14 protein-coding genes are annotated in these 17,460 nt (G+C 56.5%); 9 read left to right on the forward strand and 5 right to left on the reverse strand.

The window, feature by feature from the left end:
- Positions 1-2,119: glycoside hydrolase family 38 C-terminal domain-containing protein (locus QJ48_RS22205; protein ID WP_162238539.1), on the forward strand; the 2,119-nt coding region annotated here is incomplete at its 5' end.
- Positions 2,120-2,237: 118 nt separating this feature from the next.
- Positions 2,238-2,462, forward strand: coding sequence for a response regulator transcription factor (locus QJ48_RS22210; RefSeq protein ID WP_010493958.1), 225 nt, complete (start codon positions 2,238-2,240; stop codon positions 2,460-2,462).
- 406 nt (positions 2,463-2,868) lie between these two features.
- Here QJ48_RS22210 and QJ48_RS38150 read toward each other — a convergent pair whose 3' ends face one another.
- The 3 genes from QJ48_RS38150 to QJ48_RS22225 form a co-directional block, all read right to left on the reverse strand.
- Positions 2,869-3,132, reverse strand: coding sequence for a hypothetical protein (locus QJ48_RS38150; protein WP_054975681.1), 264 nt, complete (start codon positions 3,130-3,132; stop codon positions 2,869-2,871).
- 154 nt (positions 3,133-3,286) lie between these two features.
- Positions 3,287-4,960 carry a ribonuclease J gene (locus QJ48_RS22220; RefSeq protein ID WP_193394481.1) on the reverse strand — a complete coding sequence of 558 codons (1,674 nt, stop codon included), beginning with the start codon at positions 4,958-4,960 and terminating at the stop codon, positions 3,287-3,289.
- A gap of 134 nt (positions 4,961-5,094) precedes the next feature.
- The gene (locus QJ48_RS22225; RefSeq protein WP_054975683.1) at positions 5,095-6,399 is read right to left on the reverse strand and encodes an MFS transporter; all 1,305 of its coding nucleotides are present in this window, start codon (positions 6,397-6,399) and stop codon (positions 5,095-5,097) included.
- A 276-nt stretch (positions 6,400-6,675) separates the two neighbouring features.
- On the opposite strand from QJ48_RS22225, the gene QJ48_RS22230 reads away from it, so the two are divergent.
- On the forward strand, positions 6,676-7,563 hold the full coding sequence (locus QJ48_RS22230) for a S9 family peptidase (RefSeq protein WP_054975684.1): 888 nt from the start codon (positions 6,676-6,678) through the stop codon (positions 7,561-7,563).
- A complete protein-coding gene (locus QJ48_RS22235) occupies positions 7,560-8,162 on the forward strand; it encodes a glycerol-3-phosphate responsive antiterminator (RefSeq protein WP_054975685.1) in 603 nt (200 codons plus the stop codon). Before QJ48_RS22230 ends, QJ48_RS22235 begins: the two co-directional genes overlap by 4 nt.
- Before the next feature lie 21 nt (positions 8,163-8,183).
- Here the strand turns inward: QJ48_RS22235 and QJ48_RS22240 are convergent, their stop codons facing one another.
- Positions 8,184-9,803, reverse strand: coding sequence for a glycerol-3-phosphate dehydrogenase/oxidase (locus QJ48_RS22240; protein ID WP_237763015.1), 1,620 nt, complete (start codon positions 9,801-9,803; stop codon positions 8,184-8,186).
- Positions 9,804-10,201: 398 nt separating this feature from the next.
- Between QJ48_RS22240 and QJ48_RS22245 the strand changes: the two genes are divergently transcribed.
- The 3 genes from QJ48_RS22245 to QJ48_RS22255 all read left to right on the forward strand — a co-directional run bounded on the left by QJ48_RS22245 (position 10,202) and on the right by QJ48_RS22255 (position 13,553).
- A complete protein-coding gene (locus tag QJ48_RS22245) occupies positions 10,202-10,954 on the forward strand; it encodes a YqjF family protein (protein ID WP_054975687.1) in 753 nt (250 codons plus the stop codon).
- 251 nt (positions 10,955-11,205) lie between these two features.
- Entirely contained in the window at positions 11,206-12,381 is a 1,176-nt protein-coding gene (locus tag QJ48_RS22250; protein WP_054975688.1) for a DNA sulfur modification protein DndB, read from the forward strand.
- Positions 12,381-13,553, forward strand: a complete 1,173-nt coding sequence (locus QJ48_RS22255) for a DNA sulfur modification protein DndB (protein ID WP_054975689.1) — start codon at positions 12,381-12,383, stop codon at positions 13,551-13,553. Before QJ48_RS22250 ends, QJ48_RS22255 begins: the two co-directional genes overlap by 1 nt.
- Before the next feature lie 670 nt (positions 13,554-14,223).
- Here the strand turns inward: QJ48_RS22255 and QJ48_RS22260 are convergent.
- Positions 14,224-15,432: an ROK family transcriptional regulator gene (locus QJ48_RS22260; protein ID WP_054975690.1), complete on the reverse strand. Its 1,209-nt coding sequence runs from the start codon at positions 15,430-15,432 to the stop codon at positions 14,224-14,226.
- A gap of 212 nt (positions 15,433-15,644) precedes the next feature.
- Between QJ48_RS22260 and QJ48_RS22265 the strand changes: the two genes are divergently transcribed.
- Together QJ48_RS22265 and QJ48_RS22270 are read left to right on the forward strand one after the other, a co-directional pair.
- Positions 15,645-16,382, forward strand: coding sequence for a class I SAM-dependent methyltransferase (locus QJ48_RS22265; protein ID WP_054975691.1), 738 nt, complete (start codon positions 15,645-15,647; stop codon positions 16,380-16,382).
- Between the two features lies 1 nt (position 16,383).
- Positions 16,384-17,379, forward strand: coding sequence for an MBL fold metallo-hydrolase (locus QJ48_RS22270; RefSeq protein ID WP_054975692.1), 996 nt, complete (start codon positions 16,384-16,386; stop codon positions 17,377-17,379).
- The last annotated feature ends 81 nt before the right edge of the window (positions 17,380-17,460 follow it).

Consider the following 17,460-nt stretch of genomic DNA (forward strand, 5'->3'; position numbering starts at 1 on the left):
CAGTTGGGCACTGCCGCAAATTTTGAAGAAGGCCGGCATCGATTACTTTATGACGACCAAAATCAGCTGGAGCCAGTATAACCGCTTCCCGCACGATACGTTCCATTGGCGGGGCATCGACGGTACGGAGCTGCTGACCCATTTTATTACGACGCCCAACAACGACGGCAGCTGGTACTACACCTACAACGGCAACGTGACCGCGTCCAGCGTGCAGGGGCTGTGGGACAATTACCGGCAAAAGGAACTGAACGACCAACTGCTGCTCGCCTACGGATGGGGCGACGGAGGCGGAGGACCGACCCGCGATATGCTGGAGGCGGTGCGGCGCTTCGAGGACATGCCAGCGATGCCTCAGGTGCGTCAAGGCCGGGTGGAGGAGTTTTTCGAAGCGCTCGATGATCGGGTATCGGATCACCCGCGCCTGCCGTTATGGGACGGGGAGCTGTACCTGGAATACCACCGCGGCACGTATACGTCGCAAGCCTACAACAAACGGATGAACCGCCGAATGGAGACGCTGCTGCACCAAGCCGAATTCGTCAACAGCCTTGCGATGCTGCTGAACGGCGGGCATGCGTATCCGGTTGAAACGCTGCGGAAGAGCTGGATCATTACGCTCCGCAACCAGTTCCACGATATTATCCCGGGCTCCTCGATCGGGGAAGTATACGAGGACAGCCGGGAAGAGTACGCGGAAGCGGAGCAATTGGCGGTCGCGGCTTTGGAGCAAGGCACCCAGGCGATCGCAGGCGGTCGCGGGCAGGACGGAGCTGCGGCGGAAGGGGTTGTCGGTTATCGGGTGATCAACCCGTTAGGCTGGGAACGGTCGGCGCTTGTGGAAATTTCTTTGGACGCCTTCCCGGCTTCTGCTGAGCAATTAGCGTGGTCTTCGCCAAGCGGCGAAGCGCTGGAAAGTCAGCTTGTTCGCGGTGCCGAAGGGCAGCCTGTCTCGGTGCTCGTTCATACGCCGAACGTTCCGGCATTAGGCTATACGACCATCTTCGGCAAAAGCACGAACAGCGCTTCGGCGGCAAGCAGCGGGGCATGGAGCATCGGCGCACGTCTGCTGGAAACTCCTTTTTATCGGATTGAGCTTAACGGCAGCGGCCAGATCGTATCTCTGTACGACAAACGGAACGCGCGGGAAGTGCTTAAGCCGGGCGAAGCGGCCAATGTGCTGCAGGTGTTCGAGGATAAGCCGATGGCGCACGACGCTTGGGATATCGACATCTACTATCAAGAGAAGAGCTGGACCGTCGAGGAGCTGACCGAAGCGGTAGTGGAGGAGCAGGGACCGCTGCGTGCCGTGCTTAAGCTCGTATGGCGTTACCACCGCTCCGTCATCGAGCAGAAAATGACGCTGTACCGCGACCATCCGCGAATCGATTTTTGCACTCGGGTCGATTGGCGCGAGAAGCAGCAGCTGCTCAAGGCGGCGTTCCCGGTCGACGTGCGGTCGACGAAGGCGACATACGAGATTCAATTCGGCAACGTGGAGCGGCCGACGCACTGGAATACGAGCTGGGATTGGGCGCGATTCGAATCGGTGGCGCAGCGCTGGGTCGATCTGTCCGAAGGGGGCTACGGCGTTAGCCTGCTGAACGATTGCAAGTACGGCCACGATATCCGCAATCATGTGCTGCGTCTCAGTCTCATTAAATCGGCGGTATCGCCAGATCCCGAGGCCGATCAAGGGCTGCACGAATTTACTTATTCGCTTTATCCGCATAAAAACGGTTGGTTGGAGGCGGACACGCATCGTCAGGCGTGCGAGCTCAACATGCCGCTGCTTCCGGTGCAGTTGGCCGGAACGGCGCATACGGACGTCCTTCCTGAGCAGTTGGGACTGTTCCGCGTCGATGGCTCCCATGTCATGATCGATACGGTCAAAAAATCCGAAGACGACGAGACATTCATCGTCCGCTTGTACGAGTACGGCGGCATTCGGGGAGACGTCCGTTTTTGCACGGATGCGCGGATCGGAGAGTTTGTTTCTGTAGAAGAGACGAACCTGATGGAGGAGCAGCCGCAAGCGGTGGAGCACGGCCCGGATGAGGTCAGGCTGTTCATGAAACCGTACGAGATCAAGACGCTCCGAATCACTCTCAAAGCTTAGCGGGAAGCCCATTTTTAAGTACGAACGCACCAGCAAGTGCTGCCTTTCATAAACTGAATTTGACTGTATCCCTAGACCTTGTAATGAAACCAAAACCCGGGCAAGGAGGGGTGACACTTTGAAAGGCAGCGATCACAAAAGTAAATTTTTGCTCACCAATCGCGAACGTGAGGTCTTTGAACTGCTGGTGCAGGACAAAACGACAAAAGATATCGCACAGCAGCTATTTATTAGCGAAAAGACAGTCCGGAACCATATTTCCAATGTCATGCAAAAGTTAAATGTCAAAGGCCGTTCGCAAGCAGTTGTCGAGCTGATCAAGCTTGGGGAACTGCAGATTTGAAGCATTCGCGAAGCAACCACACCAGCCTTCTTTTTCCGCTTTCCTTCCGGGGAAGCGCGGGAAGAGGGCTATTTGGTTTTCGGTGGAACTTGGCGCAAAAAATGAATCGGACAAGTAATTTTAGTAGAGGCTGGGTTACAGATGTCCTGCCCGGAAAGAATAGAAAAGATCTGCCAAAAAATAAAAAAAAGCTCCGCTGAATACCCGCCAATTCATTGAAGCTTCTAGTTTTATAAGGAAGAAATATAGTTAATTGGAGTAATGAATACGCATTGTTTCAAAGTCGGCTTTTAATTTTGCTTTCCTCATAAAATCAATGCCTAATATGCCATCAAACCCATAGGGTTCTTGTACGGAACCGAGTTGAATAGGGAATGTATCCAAATGAATATGCTCGATCTTCAGATCAGGAATGATTTGTTCGTAACATATTTCGCTTGTTCAGCCCACACCGTACATTCTTTTGGCTTTTGACATGAATAAAATCAATGTGAACGCCGATTTGGTCGAGTAAATCTGTATAACCGCTCCAAGCTTCTTTCGGGTTATCGTAATCCTGAATAACCGCCATATCTTCAAGATTGCGCACACGGTTACTGGAACTGGCTTTAATCGCCTCGACTAACACAAAACGACTCGGATGCAGTTCGGCAATCTCCTCCCATTTCATCCGCTTCACCTCGCTTGATCTGCTTTTTTTAAGTATATCATTAACTTGGAGTGGTCAAGGATTTGATGAACATGAGAAGAACAAAAAATACCCTCATCCCGCAAAGGATAGAGGGTATTTGCTCGTTGTAAGTGGACTGGTTGGTTTGGTTCGATCAAACTTCCATAATAATCGGAAGAATCATCGGCTTTCTTCTGGTTCGCTCATATAAGAATCGTCCAAGCGCATCTTTTACATTTGATTTTATCGTAGACCATTGGTTCTCATTCTCGTGAGTTAATTTGTTGATCGTATTGGACACTATGCGGCTTGCATCGTCGAGCAAGCCTTCCGATTCGCGGACGTATACGAAGCCGCGGGAGATGATGTCGGGTCCGGAGAGGATCGTACCTTCCTGCTTGCTAATCGAAACGACAACAATCAGGATGCCGTCCTGGGACAAGTGCTTACGGTCTCGCAGGACGATATTTCCGACGTCACCGACGCCTAAGCCGTCGATGAGAGTGTTGCCTGCCGGAACTTTTCCGCGTTTGCGGGCTGCGCCGTTCTGGATTTCAACGACTTCGCCGTTGTCGACGATGAAGATGTTGGCCGGGTCGACGCCGACCGCTTGCGCCAGCGTGCTGTGCTGACGGAGCATCCGGTATTCCCCGTGAATCGGGATGAAAAACTTTGGACGCATCAGATTGATCATCAGCTTCAATTCTTCCTGGCTGGCATGTCCGGAAACGTGCATGCCCGTCAGCGAGCCGGAGCCGTAGATGACGTGGGCGCCGAGGCGGAACAACTCGTCGACCGTCCGTCCGATATTTCTTTCGTTCCCCGGAATGGGCGTAGCCGAGATGATGACCGTGTCCCCGGGGAGAATTTCCACCTGCTTGTGGTTCGAGCGAGCCATCCGGGTCAGCGCCGACATCGGTTCGCCCTGGCTGCCCGTACACAAAATAACGATACGGTCGGCCGCGTATTTATTCACTTCATTCGGCTCGATCAGCATGCCGTCCGGAATGTTCAGATAACCGAGCTCGGAGGCGATGGTAATCATATTGACCATGCTGCGTCCGATGACGACCAGCTTCCGGTTCGATGCGATGCCCGCTTCGATGACCTGCTGAAGCCTGTGTACATTGGAGGCAAAGGTGGACACGATCACGCGCTGGCGAGCGGTCCGGAATACGTCTTCGAGATTGACGCCGACGCTTTTCTCCGAAGGGGTGAACCCTGGACGCTCCGCATTCGTGCTCTCGGACAACAGGGCGAGGACGCCTTTTTTGCCGATATCCGACATGCGGTGAAGGTCCGCATATTGGCCGTTAACGGGCGTTTGGTCGAATTTAAAATCGCCGGTATGAACGACTGCGCCTTCGGGGGTATCAAGCACGACCCCAAGGCTGTCCGGGATGCTGTGATTCGTTTTGAAGAACGAAGCGACAATTGTTCCGAACTTTAATACGGAGTCAGCGTGAATTAACACCCGTTCCGTCGAACCCAGAATCCCGTGTTCTTTTAATTTTCCTTCAATAAGTCCCATCGTCAGTTTGCTCGTATAGACGGGCATGTTGAGCTGCTTGAGGATGTAAGGCAACCCGCCAATATGATCCTCATGACCGTGTGTAATGACGAGCGCCCTGACTTTATTCCGGTTCTCGATCAGATAGGAGATATCCGGTACGATAATATCGATGCCGGGCAGCTCCACATCCGGGAATTTCGAACCGCAATCAATAATAACAATGTCGTCTGCGTATTGTACCACATACATGTTTTTGCCAATTTCGCCTACGCCGCCCAAGGCAAAAATGGACAACTTTTTTTCTGAACCAGCCAAGTTAGACCTCCTCGATGGAATTGACGACGAACATACAAATCAAACTCAAAAGATCCGAACCAGTCACTTGCTTTTATTATAACACAACTCTCGGAAAAAAAGTAAATGTTGGACGAACCGTTGAGAAAGAAGCGTTATTTTGTCCCGGACCGGTAAGGAACGCGGACATGAACGATCAGTCCGATCAGCACCAGAACGAGCAGCGACCCCAAGGCGATGCGGCTGGCGACGTTGCCCGCTTCGGCCAGCGCCCACGTAATGGAGCCGTACAGGAGCGGTCCGACGATGGACGATACCTTGCCAGAGAAGGCGAACAACCCGAAAAATTGGCCGCGCTTATGCTCCGGGGTCAGCTCGACGATCATCGTGCGCGAGGCAACCCACATGGCGCCCATGGCAATGCCATACAAGCTGCCGGCCGTCCAGAACATCGGCTCGTTCCAAGCGGTCGATGCCAGCAGTATGGCTGCCATCATCACGCAGGCTACGATGGCGACCGAACGTTTGGCCCCGACGCTGCGCGTTACGTACCCGAAGGCGAACGAGCCGACGATGCTGGAAACCGTAGAAACCAGGTAAAGCAAAATAAATTGCTTCGTGGAAAAGCCGATGACCGCTTTCGCATACACGCCCATGACCGTAATGGCCGTAGCAACCGCATCGTTAAAGAAAAAGTAAGCGATCATAAACAGAAAGACGGGCCGGTACAGCCGCGCCTCGCGAAACGTCCGGACAATATCGCGGTACCCGCTGAGAAAAGAAGGCTTTGCCGCCGCTGCCGACGGTGCGGGCTTGGGGTCTTTATATAGAAAGAAGATGGGAAGGGAGAAAAGCAAAAACAGCAATGCGCTCGGAACGAAGGACCGGTGAAAATCGCCTTCGCCGACAAGCGGGTAGACCGTGAGGCCGACCAGCGTACCGATGTAACCGACGGCGACGCCGAAGCCTGAGATAAGCGGAAGCTGCTTGTCGCTCCCAAGATCCGAGATCATGGCGTCGTAAAAGACGAGGCAGGAGTTGTATGCGAACTTGGCGATCATAAACAGCAGCAGCACGACGGCCAGCGACAGCGGGAGACCTGCGATCCCCGCATCCGTTTGCCAGCCCGAGAAGACGCCCATCAGCAGGGTGCTGACGATGCAGGCGAGCGTGAAGGGGACGAGGTACGCTTTTTTGCGTCCGGTCCGGTCGATCCATACGCCGTACAGCGGCGACAGCAGCACGAGAAAGAAGCTCGAAAGCGCGTTCGTATACGTCACGAACGTGCCGGCGATTTGGTTCGTCGTCTCGCTGCCGCCGATCGTCTCCTGTAAGTAAAACGGAAAGAAGATCGTGATGATGTTGCTCGAAAAAATCGTATTCGCAAAATCGTACAGCGCCCAAGCCAGAATCGGCATCGACCAATACAGCCTCCAGCCGCTCCGAGGAGATTCTACCATATGCAGTCCACCCTTTGCGCATTGACGTATATCGATCGCTTATTCTCGGTACGACGGGATTATTCCTGTTTCTTTACGGAAATTTTACGTTTTGCCATTGGAGCTTGGTCCTCCAGTTCGGGGAGAATTCGTCTGCGGGGACAAAGAGAACATGGCAAATGCCGGCGCTTTTGATACAATGGAAAGGAAATACAGCCATGCAGGGCACAAAAGACGGAAGGGATGTACATTAGCCGTTATTCCATATCATTCCACGTATTCAAGGAGGAATTCTTTATGAGCGAGCAGCAAGCATCCGGATTGCGGCAGCAGCGTTTCGAGCAGCCGATCGACGCCGGGCTGACCCTTCGGGGCGAGGTGACGGTACGGGAAGCAATCAATGGGGGACAGGCGCCCGTCGTGATCATGGTGCACGGCTTTAAAAGCTTCATGGATTGGGGCTTTCAGCCTTATGCCTCCGCCGAACTGGCCCGCCGCGGATATTACGTTGTCCGGTTTAATTTTTCCTGCAACGGGGTGAACGAACGGGATTTCGACGAACTGGACAAATTCGCCGTAAACACGTACTCCCGCGAGCAGGCGGATCTGGCGGTCGTATGGGAGCTGCTGCAGGAGAAGCGACTGCCCTTTGCAGAGCAGGCGGATACCGGCCGGGTTGCCTTGCTCGGCCACAGCCGCGGGGGCGGAAACAGCATCGTGTTCGCCGCGGAGCATCCGGACGTGCAGGCCGTCGTCACGTGGAACGGCATCGCTTCGGCCGACCTGTTCGACGACGCGTTCAAGGAAGAGCTCGCCCGCAACGGCGTCGCCTACGTGGCGAACGCGCGGACGGGGCAAAGTATGCCGATTCGGCAAACGTTCTACGATGACTTGAAGCAAAATGCGGAGCGCTTCGATATTACAGCGCGGCTCGCCGGGCTGAGGACACCGGTGTTGTCCGTACAGGGCGACGCGGACTCCGAACGGCTGAAGGAGGGCTTTTGCAGGCTGCGCGAGGCCGCTCCGAACCAATCGTTTGTGACGATTGTAGGGGGGACGCATACGTTCGGCGCGGTTCATCCGTTTGCCGGAACGACCCCGCAGCTGGAGGAAGCGCTCGAAGCGACCGCGCAGTTCCTGGACGGCCGGATGCGCGGTGACGGCGAAAGGGGCAAGCAGGGTTGAACGCAGAACGAAAAGCCGGGACATCGGTCCCGGCTCCATCGGATTTTTATGGACAGCGGATCCTTCCCGCCGTACGCAAGCTGAAGGATTTGGAGCATTTGCTCGCATCCTCCTATGTGTGGATCGTTCTGCTGGACAGCCATGTGTCGCAGCTGATGAGCGTCGCGCAGCTTGTCCGGCAGCACAAGAAGCAGCTGCTGGTGCATGTGGATTTGATTCACGGCTTGAAAAATGACGATTACGCCATCGAGTTTTTATGCCAATCCATGCGGCCGGCGGGCATCATCTCCACCCGAAGCAGCGCCGTAGCGACGGCGAAGAAGCATAAAGTGCTCGGCATTCAGCGGCACTTCCTGCTTGACTCGATTGCGCTCGACACGACCTACCGGCTGTCGGAGAAAGTGACGCCCGACTACATTGAAGTGATGCCGGGCGTGATGCCGCATATTATCGCCGAGATGCGCGGCAAGCTCGACATTCCGATTCTGGCCGGCGGATTGATCCGGACGAATGAGGATGTCGAGCTTGCGCTCGGCTCCGGCGCGGTAGCCGTCACCACATCCCGCAGGGAGCTGTGGGACGCCTATGCGCCGAAGTAGCGGCTAGCCGGGACCGGGCGTTTACTCGGAAGCGGCAGGCGTCGCCGCATCGTGCAGCAGCACGTCCAGTCGGCGCAGATGCTCCTCCGCGACCTCCGGCGTCCAGCCGAAGCGCTTCGCCATGTAAGCCGTCGCAGGCTGCTTCCAGCGCTGCGCCCAAGCGATGTCGAAGTACACCGCGCCGGTACGGCGGACGAAAAAGTCCTGCGGCGTCGCGACCATTTCCTCGTCGATGCCATAGGCGAGCGAAGCCAGCACATCCACCGGAAGGCCGGTTTGCTCCGCTTCTTCACGCAGCAGCGTGCTGCGCTGGAAGACGAGGTCGGCGTTGGAGCCGTAGCGCTGCACGATCGACTCGGCTTGACGCTTCGTCAGCCCAAGCGCTTCGCCGTCGCGTACCTTCGCTTCCGTGAATGCTTTGAATTGCGCGGAGCCGCCGACGTCCCCGCCGGACAGCTTGATCCGGTCCGTGGTACAGCCCGGATACGAACCGCCGCTTTGCTCTTGGAGCTGGCCTGTGACCAGATTGACGATGCGCTCCGCCATTTTGCGGTAACCGGTCAGCTTGCCGCCGGCAATGGTAATGAGACCCGAAGGGGCGATGAAAATTTCATCCTTCCGCGACAGCTCCGACGGCGATTTGCCGTCTTCGTGAATGAGCGGACGCAGCCCGGACCAGCTGGACTCGACATCGGCCGCCGTCAGCTTGAGGCTCGGGAACATGAAGTTCGCCGCCGTCAAAATATAATCGCGGTCGGCCGTCGTCATCCGCGGATGAACGATATCGCCGCTGTAGTTTGTGTCGGTGGTGCCGACATACGTTTTGCCGTCGCGCGGAATGGCGAACACCATGCGGCCGTCCGGCGTATCGAAGTAGATCGCCTGCTTGAGCGGGAACCGCCCGCCGTCGATGACAAGGTGCACGCCCTTGGTCAGGTGCAGCCGCTTGCCCTGCTTCGAGCCGTCCTTTTCCCGGATCGTATCGACCCAAGGTCCCGCCGCATTGACGATTTTGCGGGCAAAGATGTCATACGTTTCGCCGCTCAGCATGTCGACGACGCGCACGCCCTTCAACTTCCCGCCCTCATAGAGCAGCTCTTCCACCTTCGCATAGTTGACCGCCAAAGCGCCGCGGTCCGCTGCGGCTTTCATCGTTTCAATCGTCAGCCGGGCGTCGTCCGTGCGGTACTCGACGTAATACCCGCCGCCTTTCAGCTTGTCTTCGCGGAGAAGAGGCTCGCGCCGCAGCGTCTCGGTTTTGGACAGCATGATCCGGCGCTCGTTCCGCTTGACGCCCGCGAGCGAGTCGTACATCATCAGCCCGACGGAGGTTGCCAGCTTGCCGTAGGTGCCGCGTTCAATAATCGGCAGCAGCATCCACTCCGGCGTTGTGACATGCGGCGCGTTCTCGTAGACGATGGCCCGCTCTTTGCCGACCTCGGCTACCAGCTTGAATTCGAGCTGCTTCAAGTAACGCAAGCCGCCGTGAATCAGCTTCGTGGAACGGCTCGACGTTCCCGCGCCGAAGTCCTGCATCTCGACCAGTCCGGTTTTCAGACCCCGGGTTTGCGCGTCGAGCGCGATTCCCGCCCCGGTGATGCCTCCGCCGATGACCAGCAGATCGAGCGGGGCTCCGGCCATCTCCCGAAGCCGTTCTTGTCGGTGTTCCCCTGAAAATTGCGCCTGTTTTGTCATGTGTATCGATCCCCTTTCGAAATGTGCGGCCGCCCGGTTCCGGGTAAAAGCAAAAAAGAGAAGACGTGAAACAACTCTACGTCGGCACGTCGCTTGTTGCATACGCGCTCCTGAAGAGCTTGCTCACGGTCTTCTCTTGATCTCTGACCTGATTAACTTGTTAACTTTATCATAGCACGAGACCGGCTTCGGATCAACCTTGACAGCGAAATCGGGCTTATGATAGATTCCCTTTGCAACCCTCTTCCTAAATAATGGATAACTATCCTCGGAGGAGGAATCGATAGGACGAAGCCGGGCTTGCCGTCGGATTCCGGGCCGGTGCTAGTCAAGGAGGAACGAACATGGAGTCTGACCGTTTCGATACCGCACACCGCCCGTGGCCGCTGCCTGAGCTGCCGTGGATCATGAAGCAGACTTGGCGCAATCTGTTGTTTGCCCATTGGCCCGTTCCGGCGGATGAGCTTCGCGCCTACGTGCCGAGAGAGCTGCCGCTGGATACCTGCGAGGGCAGCGCGTGGCTCGCTGTCGTTCCGTTCCGGATGACGGATATCCGGCTGCGCGGCTTGCCGCCGATTCCGGGAACGAGCCGGTTTCCGGAGCTTAACGTCAGAACTTACGTCACGCTCCACGACAAGCCCGGCGTTTATTTTTTCAGCCTCGATGCGGCGCATACGCTTGCCGTCAAGCTGGCCAGACGGCTGTACCATCTTCCGTACTACCGGGCCGATATGTGCGTAACCGTGCAGAACGAAAGCGTGTTTTACCGGAGCGAGCGCCGGCAGGGGGGCCCCGCCTTTGCCGCTCGTTACCGGCCCGTGTCGGCGCCGTATACGGCCCAGCCGGGATCGCTGGAGCATTGGCTGACCGAACGGTACTGCTTGTATACCTTGAACGGGCAACGGGACGTCATGCGCTGCGACATCCATCACCGGCCCTGGCCGCTGCAGAAGGCGGAAGCTGAGCTTTTCGAGAATACGATGGTGACGGGCAACGGCCTTCCGTTTTCGCCGGACGTTCCCCCGCTTCTTCATTATGCGGAAGCTCTGGAAGTGCGCATATGGCCGCTCCTGAAGGCCACCGACCGAATGTCTTAACCTGCGTCCGTTCGGGACGAATCCATCATAGCTCTGTAACCGGCCGATAGGTTTCTTCCCGAAGTGTTGGCTTTTTCTTATTTTGCTCTTTTTCAAAAAAGCAAGCTCGGAAAACGAAAAAAAAGACGCATATTTTGCCAATATCCTGAATGTTTCGTGTCTTTTCGGTGTATAATGGAATTATATGAACCTATTATAGTAAACTATATGCATATAGCTTTACGCGAGGTAAGCCAAGGAGGAAAACGGTTATGGATCAAATTTCATCTCTGTCGGAGCTGCTGGCGGAGCAGAAAGCGTCATCGTATATCGAAATCCCCGGGGCCATGTCCCGGACGTTCGGACAGACAACGCTTTCGACCACGCTTCCGATGAGCAAGCTGTTCGCCATCTACGAAGTGGATTTGGAGGTTCAGCGTTCCATCGTTCCGCAAAACTTGTCCAAGATGATGGACTATATCATGCTCTATCTGGATCACGGACAAGGCATTTATTTTCCGGGGATCATCCTCTCGGCCCGCGGCGCGGGAGATTATGATGCGCAGGCGCAGGTCTACCGTTTGCAGGCGATCGAGAAGCTGTACGTCGTGGACGGCCAGCACCGGCTTGCCGCTTTCCGCCGCTTGATGGAAACGCTGCAGGGCGCGATGGCCCGGGCAAAAGACCGCCGGGAGTACGACCGCATGGAGGAAATCAGCGCGAAGCTGAGCAAGCTGTACGCTTTCCCGATGTCCACCATGATCTACCTGGACATCAATGCGCGTCAGGAACGGCAGCTGTTCTCCGACATCAACAAGCTTCCGCGCAAAATCGGCGGAAATCTGGCCGTTCTCCGCGAGCAGCGCCGGTTCTATCACGTGCTGGCCTCGAGGCTCGTGGAAGATGCGCCTGTGATGAAGAATCTGCCTGTCGACATGTTTACGGAGCGGGGCAAAGGACCGGAGTATTTGTTCTCCTACCACCTGCTGATCGAGATTTTGATCGGCTTGTTCGAAGGACGGCTCAAGTCGGCGGCGCGCAACAACGGGTACTATTTTGAGGAAAAAGAGATCGAAGAGCATTTGAAGCTGGCGGCGCTCTATTTCGAAAGCCTGCTCAAGTACTTGCCGGAGCCGGAAAAGGGCGAGCTCTGCTGGACGGAAAACCTGCAGATCGCGCTGGCGATGTTCTTCCACGAGGAAGTAACGAAAACCGGCACGTTCAACAAATACGCGCTCGATTACGCGCTCAAAATTTTGCCGCATATCGACTGGAGTGCCATTTACAGCGGGGACGAGAAAGACCGTTTGCCAAGACGCTCGCGCATCGTAAAAGCGTATCAGTTCGTCAAAGATTTTTACGTGGAGCACCACATGTTCCTGATCCGCGACGATTCGATGGGGCGGCAAGCTTTTCCGGGAGATAGCTCTAAGGAGGACGTCGGTTAATGGACGGTTTAAATTTGCAAATGACCATACATCCGTTTTGCGATCGGTTCGGACTCGCAACGGTAGCGATACAAGTGCAGGATCTGCTTAACTATACCACCATCGATCCGATGGTGCAGCGGAAGCTGAGCGGGGGACAACGCCGCAAAATTTCCAACTACTTGCAGGAGCGCGAGCTCGACCGCGTCTTTTTCGGTCCGGTCACTTTAAGTTTGCGTGACGTAAGCAGCTTGGCTAAGGTGCAGAACGGTCTGTACCTGCGTCCCGGCTCGAAGCTGAGCATTCTGGACGGCCAGCACCGCATTCTCGCTCTCGGCTACGTGAATGAGCAAATGCTCAAAGAAGCGCGCAGCCTGGACAAGAAAGTGGCCGCCATGAAAATCAAGCACCGGAAAGCGCCGGACAATGCGGAGATCGCAAGCGAGCTGGAGCAGCTGGAAGGTCAGGTCGAGCAGCTGGAACGCCGCCGTCTGGAGCTGATGGAAAGCGAGCTGGCGGTGCAAATCTATATCGGACTGAGCGAGGAAGAAGAGAAGCAGCTGTTCGGGGATATCAACTCCAAGGTTCAGCTCGTCAGCAAAGAGCTCGGCCATTCGTTCGACTCGATCGATCCGCTCAACGTCGTCATTCAGCAGGTGGTCGACCACAACGTCTTCTTGAAGTCCGCGGGCGTAGAGCGTCGGGCCAACCTGACCGCTTACAACAAAAACTTTACGTCGTTCAGCTGGATGTACTCGACCGCGACGATGCTGTTTACCGGCAAAATGCAGCCGTCCTACGAGCTGGCGCGCCGGATCAAGCAGGATCCGTCCACGTACATCGAGATCCTGCACCAATTCTACAGCACGCTGATTCCTCTCATGCCGGAGCAGCCAGGGCTGCCGCAGTACACTTCGGCGTCCCGCGCCATGCAGGAAAGCGTCGCGCTGTATGCGCACCGTCATTTGTTCACGGACGGCAAATATACGAAGAATTGGACCAATTGTCTGAACATCTTCGAAGGCTTCGATTGGACGCACGAGAACGAGCAGTTGATCGAGCGCTTCGGAGTGCTGGACAACGGTAAGCTGAACTTGATTCACGAAAAATCGCTCCGCAAGCACGGCAAGCTCGTTCAGCTGTTCCAAGAGCTGCACGGCGATCCGGCCGAAGAAGGCGAAGCGTCGGCTTAAAGGGCTTAGGGTATTGATATTAAAAAGGCGTTTCTGCACAGGCAGGACGTCTTTTTTTTGTATGTCCGTTGATGGTACGAGACGGAGTGACATGACATTCGGTGACTGAAAAGGCACTGGACAGAGGGACGGGTGACCTCTCACAGAGGGCTCAACGGGTAGTTGGCGTACGAGGTGCCACTTTGCACCAATGAGGATCAGCTTAGTAAAAAGGATGGGCGCGTATTGCGTCGCAGGCTTCGTTAGTGAACAAGTAACCGGGAAGGTGCGTTAAGCGAAGAAATTTGAAACGTCGTATCGGGGATAGAGGAACCGACGTGCTCTAATCGTGTCGAAAATTGTTCATATCCCCCAAAATGGGACTGTTAACGCATTGCAGATTCGTTATTTTGAAATGCAGGGCTAATTCTGGTGGAATAGGGTACGTGCAGTTCCGCTAATTTTGGTGAACTTTATGCTGCCTCGCCGTTGGTCTCGGGTATCCGGTCAGGCACCTTGCCGACCGCTCTTGGCTATCCGGAGCAGGGTCCCCGGCAGTTGGTCGTCGGCACCCGGACCGCAACCCTTGGCGGGACGCGACACCTGGTCATCGTTCCCCAGCCTCCGGGCTCCCTGCCCTGGGTCATCCGCTCTCGGCCACCTCTAACCCCGACTTCCCCATCTCACCCGGTTATACCGCGCTCAGCTTGTTCACGATCAGCAGCGCCGCCCCGGTGGCGAGCGCTTCTTCGCCGAGCGTGCCTTGGCTGAACACAACCTGATATTTGGGATAATAATACGTTCTTTGAATCGCTACGCGCGTCGCGGTATGGAAAAAGCCGGAATGGCCGACGATCAAGGCACCGCCCAGAATGACCTTCTCCGGATGCAAAATGTTAAGCAGGTTGGATAGCCCGATGCCGAAATAAGTGGCTGCCTGCGTAAACAGTTCGACCGTCAGCGGATCGCCGGCCTGCAGCGCCTGCTGGAGATGGGCGAAGCCGATCTTCTCCGGATCGGGTTCCAGCCGGAGCAGCAGGCTGTCGCGGCCTTGCTTGAGCCGGGCTTGCGCTTGCTGCTCCAGCGCATGAATGGAAGCGTACGATTCGAGCGCGCCGAAGTTGCCATGATTCCACAGCCGGGGGCCGTCCGTTTGGATGATCATTTGGCCGATCGACCCTTCCATATCCACCGCCCCGTAGACGACCTGCCCGTTCGTCATCATGGCCGAACGCAAGCCGACGCCGACGTGAACGTACAGCAAATGGCGGTAGTCGCGCTCCCGGTCCGACCACGATTCGCCGATGAGCGCCGTATTCGCTCCGTTATCGAGCACAACCGGAAAGCCGAGGCGGCTCTCCAGGAAGCCGGTGACGCTGACATTTTTCCAGCCGGCGGCGGCGAAATGAAGCGGCTCCAGCAGCATGCCGGAAGCCCGGTCCAGCGGTCCGACGGCCCCGATACCCATCCCGAGAACCTTGTCGGCCGGAAGAGAGCGGCGATCCAGCATGGTGCGGGTCTCAGCCACAATCTCTTCAAGCAGCACCTCGGGGGTGACGTCCTCCGTCATGACCCAGCGCTTGCTGTCCAGTTTGTTCAGCTGCAGGTCGAACAGAATGAGCTTGGAATACATCCGCGATATATCCAATCCGAACACATAGGCATAATCGGGATTCACCGTATACAAAATCGGCCTGCGCCCTCCGGTCGATTCGCCGAAGCCGGCCTCCGCAATAACCCCTTGGGCCGTTAATTCCTCCAGCGTCCGGGTCAAGGTACTGCCCGTCAGCCCGCTTTTCTCCAGCAGATCGATCTTGGAGACGGTCCCCTGCTTGCGGATCTGCTCGAAAATTTCTTTATGCTTGCGCCCGGCAATGCGCTGTTCAATGGCGGTTGTCATCTTTTTCCTCCGTTGCCAGAAGGGTCTCTTTCGTTTTCAACCGTTAATTATACTACAGACCCCGGTGGCCCGCTATCCTTCCTTGTGAAAAACGAATCCCGGCTTCAGCGCGATCAGCAGTTTCGAACAAAAGCGTGCGTTCAGACGGGACCTTCTGGTAAAATAGGGCTTAGTTTGTCCAGGAAAGCTGGGATAGAAGGGACGAAAGCGAAATGACCGAATGGTTCGAAAAAAGCTTCGGACGGGATTATCTGCTCGTCTATAAGCATCGCGATATGCAAGGCGCTTATGAGGAAGTGCGCCGGATGATGGAATGGCTGGAGCTGCCCGAGGGGGCGGAGGTCCTTGACCTGTGCTGTGGCATGGGGCGGCATTCGATGGCGCTGAACGGATTCGGTTTTCGGGTTACCGGAGTGGACTTGTCGGAGGTGCTGTTGGCGGAAGCGAGAAAGCTGGATACCGCAGGCGAAGTGCGCTGGGTCCATGGGGATATGCGCAGCGTGCCGATAACCGATCAGTTCGATGCGATCGTCAACTTGTTTACGTCGTTCGGTTATTTTTCGGGCGATCGGGACAACGAGCAGGTGCTGCGGGAAATGTACCGTCTGCTCGCGCCGGGCGGGCGGTTCATCATCGATTATTTGAATCCGGCCTATGTGGCGGCGCATTTGGTGCCGCACTCGGTCAGAAGCGTCGAAGGAATCCATATCGATGAGAAACGCCGGATTGAGGACGGTTTTGTGCGCAAAACGATCGTACTGCAGGACGGAAGCGGTTCGGGCGACCGGGTCTACGAGGAGCAAGTGAAGCTGATTGGAAAGGAACGTTTCTTGGAAATGCTGGAGCTGGCAGGGCTGAAAATCGACGCCATTTACGGCGATTACGACGCTTCGGCTTACGAACCTGACCTATCGAAACGAATGATCTTTGTCGGCAGGAGGGACGCATAATATGGACGGATCGTCATCAAGCCGCCTCGGGAGCGTGACGAAGCACGGCGACGTGCTCCAGATCAAGGTGCCCTTGCCGTTTCCGCTGCGCTGGGTGAACAGCTATTTGCTGCCGGGGGAGAGCGGCTGGACGCTGATCGACCCGGGGCTGCGGACGGAGGCGGGCGAAGCTGTCTGGACGTCCGCGCTTGCGGAGCTTGGAATCGGCTGCTCCGATATCGACCGCATCGTGTTGACGCACCATCACCCGGACCACTACGGGCTGGCCGGATGGTTTCAAGAGCGCACCGGCGCGCCCGTGCTGATGTCGCGGAGCGGGCTTGAACAGACGCGCTTGCTCTGGGGAGACGGGCAGCCGATGACGCAGCAGATCATCGGGCTTTTCCGGCGGGAAGGGCTGCCGGAGGAACTGGTGAAGCCGATGGAGGAGCATATGCAAGGCTTCGTCGCGTCCGTTTCGCCGCAGCCGGAGGTCACTGTCATAGAAGCCGGGGAGCGTGTTAGGCTCGGCCGCGAGGAATACGAAGCGATCGAGACGCCAGGGCATGCCGCCGGGCATTTGTGCTTTTACCGCGCGGAGACGGCCGTCATGTTCTGCGGGGATCACGTGCTTCCGCAAATATCCCCGAACGTCAGCTACTTGCCCGGAGGGATTGACGAGAACCCGCTTGCCAGCTATTTGGCCAGCTTGGAAGTGATTCGCCGCTACGAGGTACGGCTCGCTTTTCCCGGTCACCGGGAGCCTTTCGGCCACCTGCAGCAGCGGGCCGACGAGCTGATCGCCCATCATGCGGAGCGTCTGGAGATGATGCTGTCGAAGCTTGCGGAGCCGGCCACGGCGTATCACGTCTGCCGGGCGACCTTCGGAGAGCGGCTCAGCCTGCACCAGCTGCGCTTTGCGCTGTCGGAAACGATTGCGCACTTGATCTGGCTGCGCGAAGCCGACAAGCTGACCGAAAAAGAAAGCGAAGGGCTTGTAAATTATCGACAGTCGTAGTACTATTCCAATTCGCCGGTTTCGACCGACCGGCTACTGCGCGGCATGGCTCCGTTTTTCGAACGGAGCCTGCCGCTTTTT

This window comes from Paenibacillus sp. A3, assembly GCF_001399685.1.
GTDB lineage: Bacteria > Bacillota > Bacilli > Paenibacillales > NBRC-103111 > Paenibacillus_G.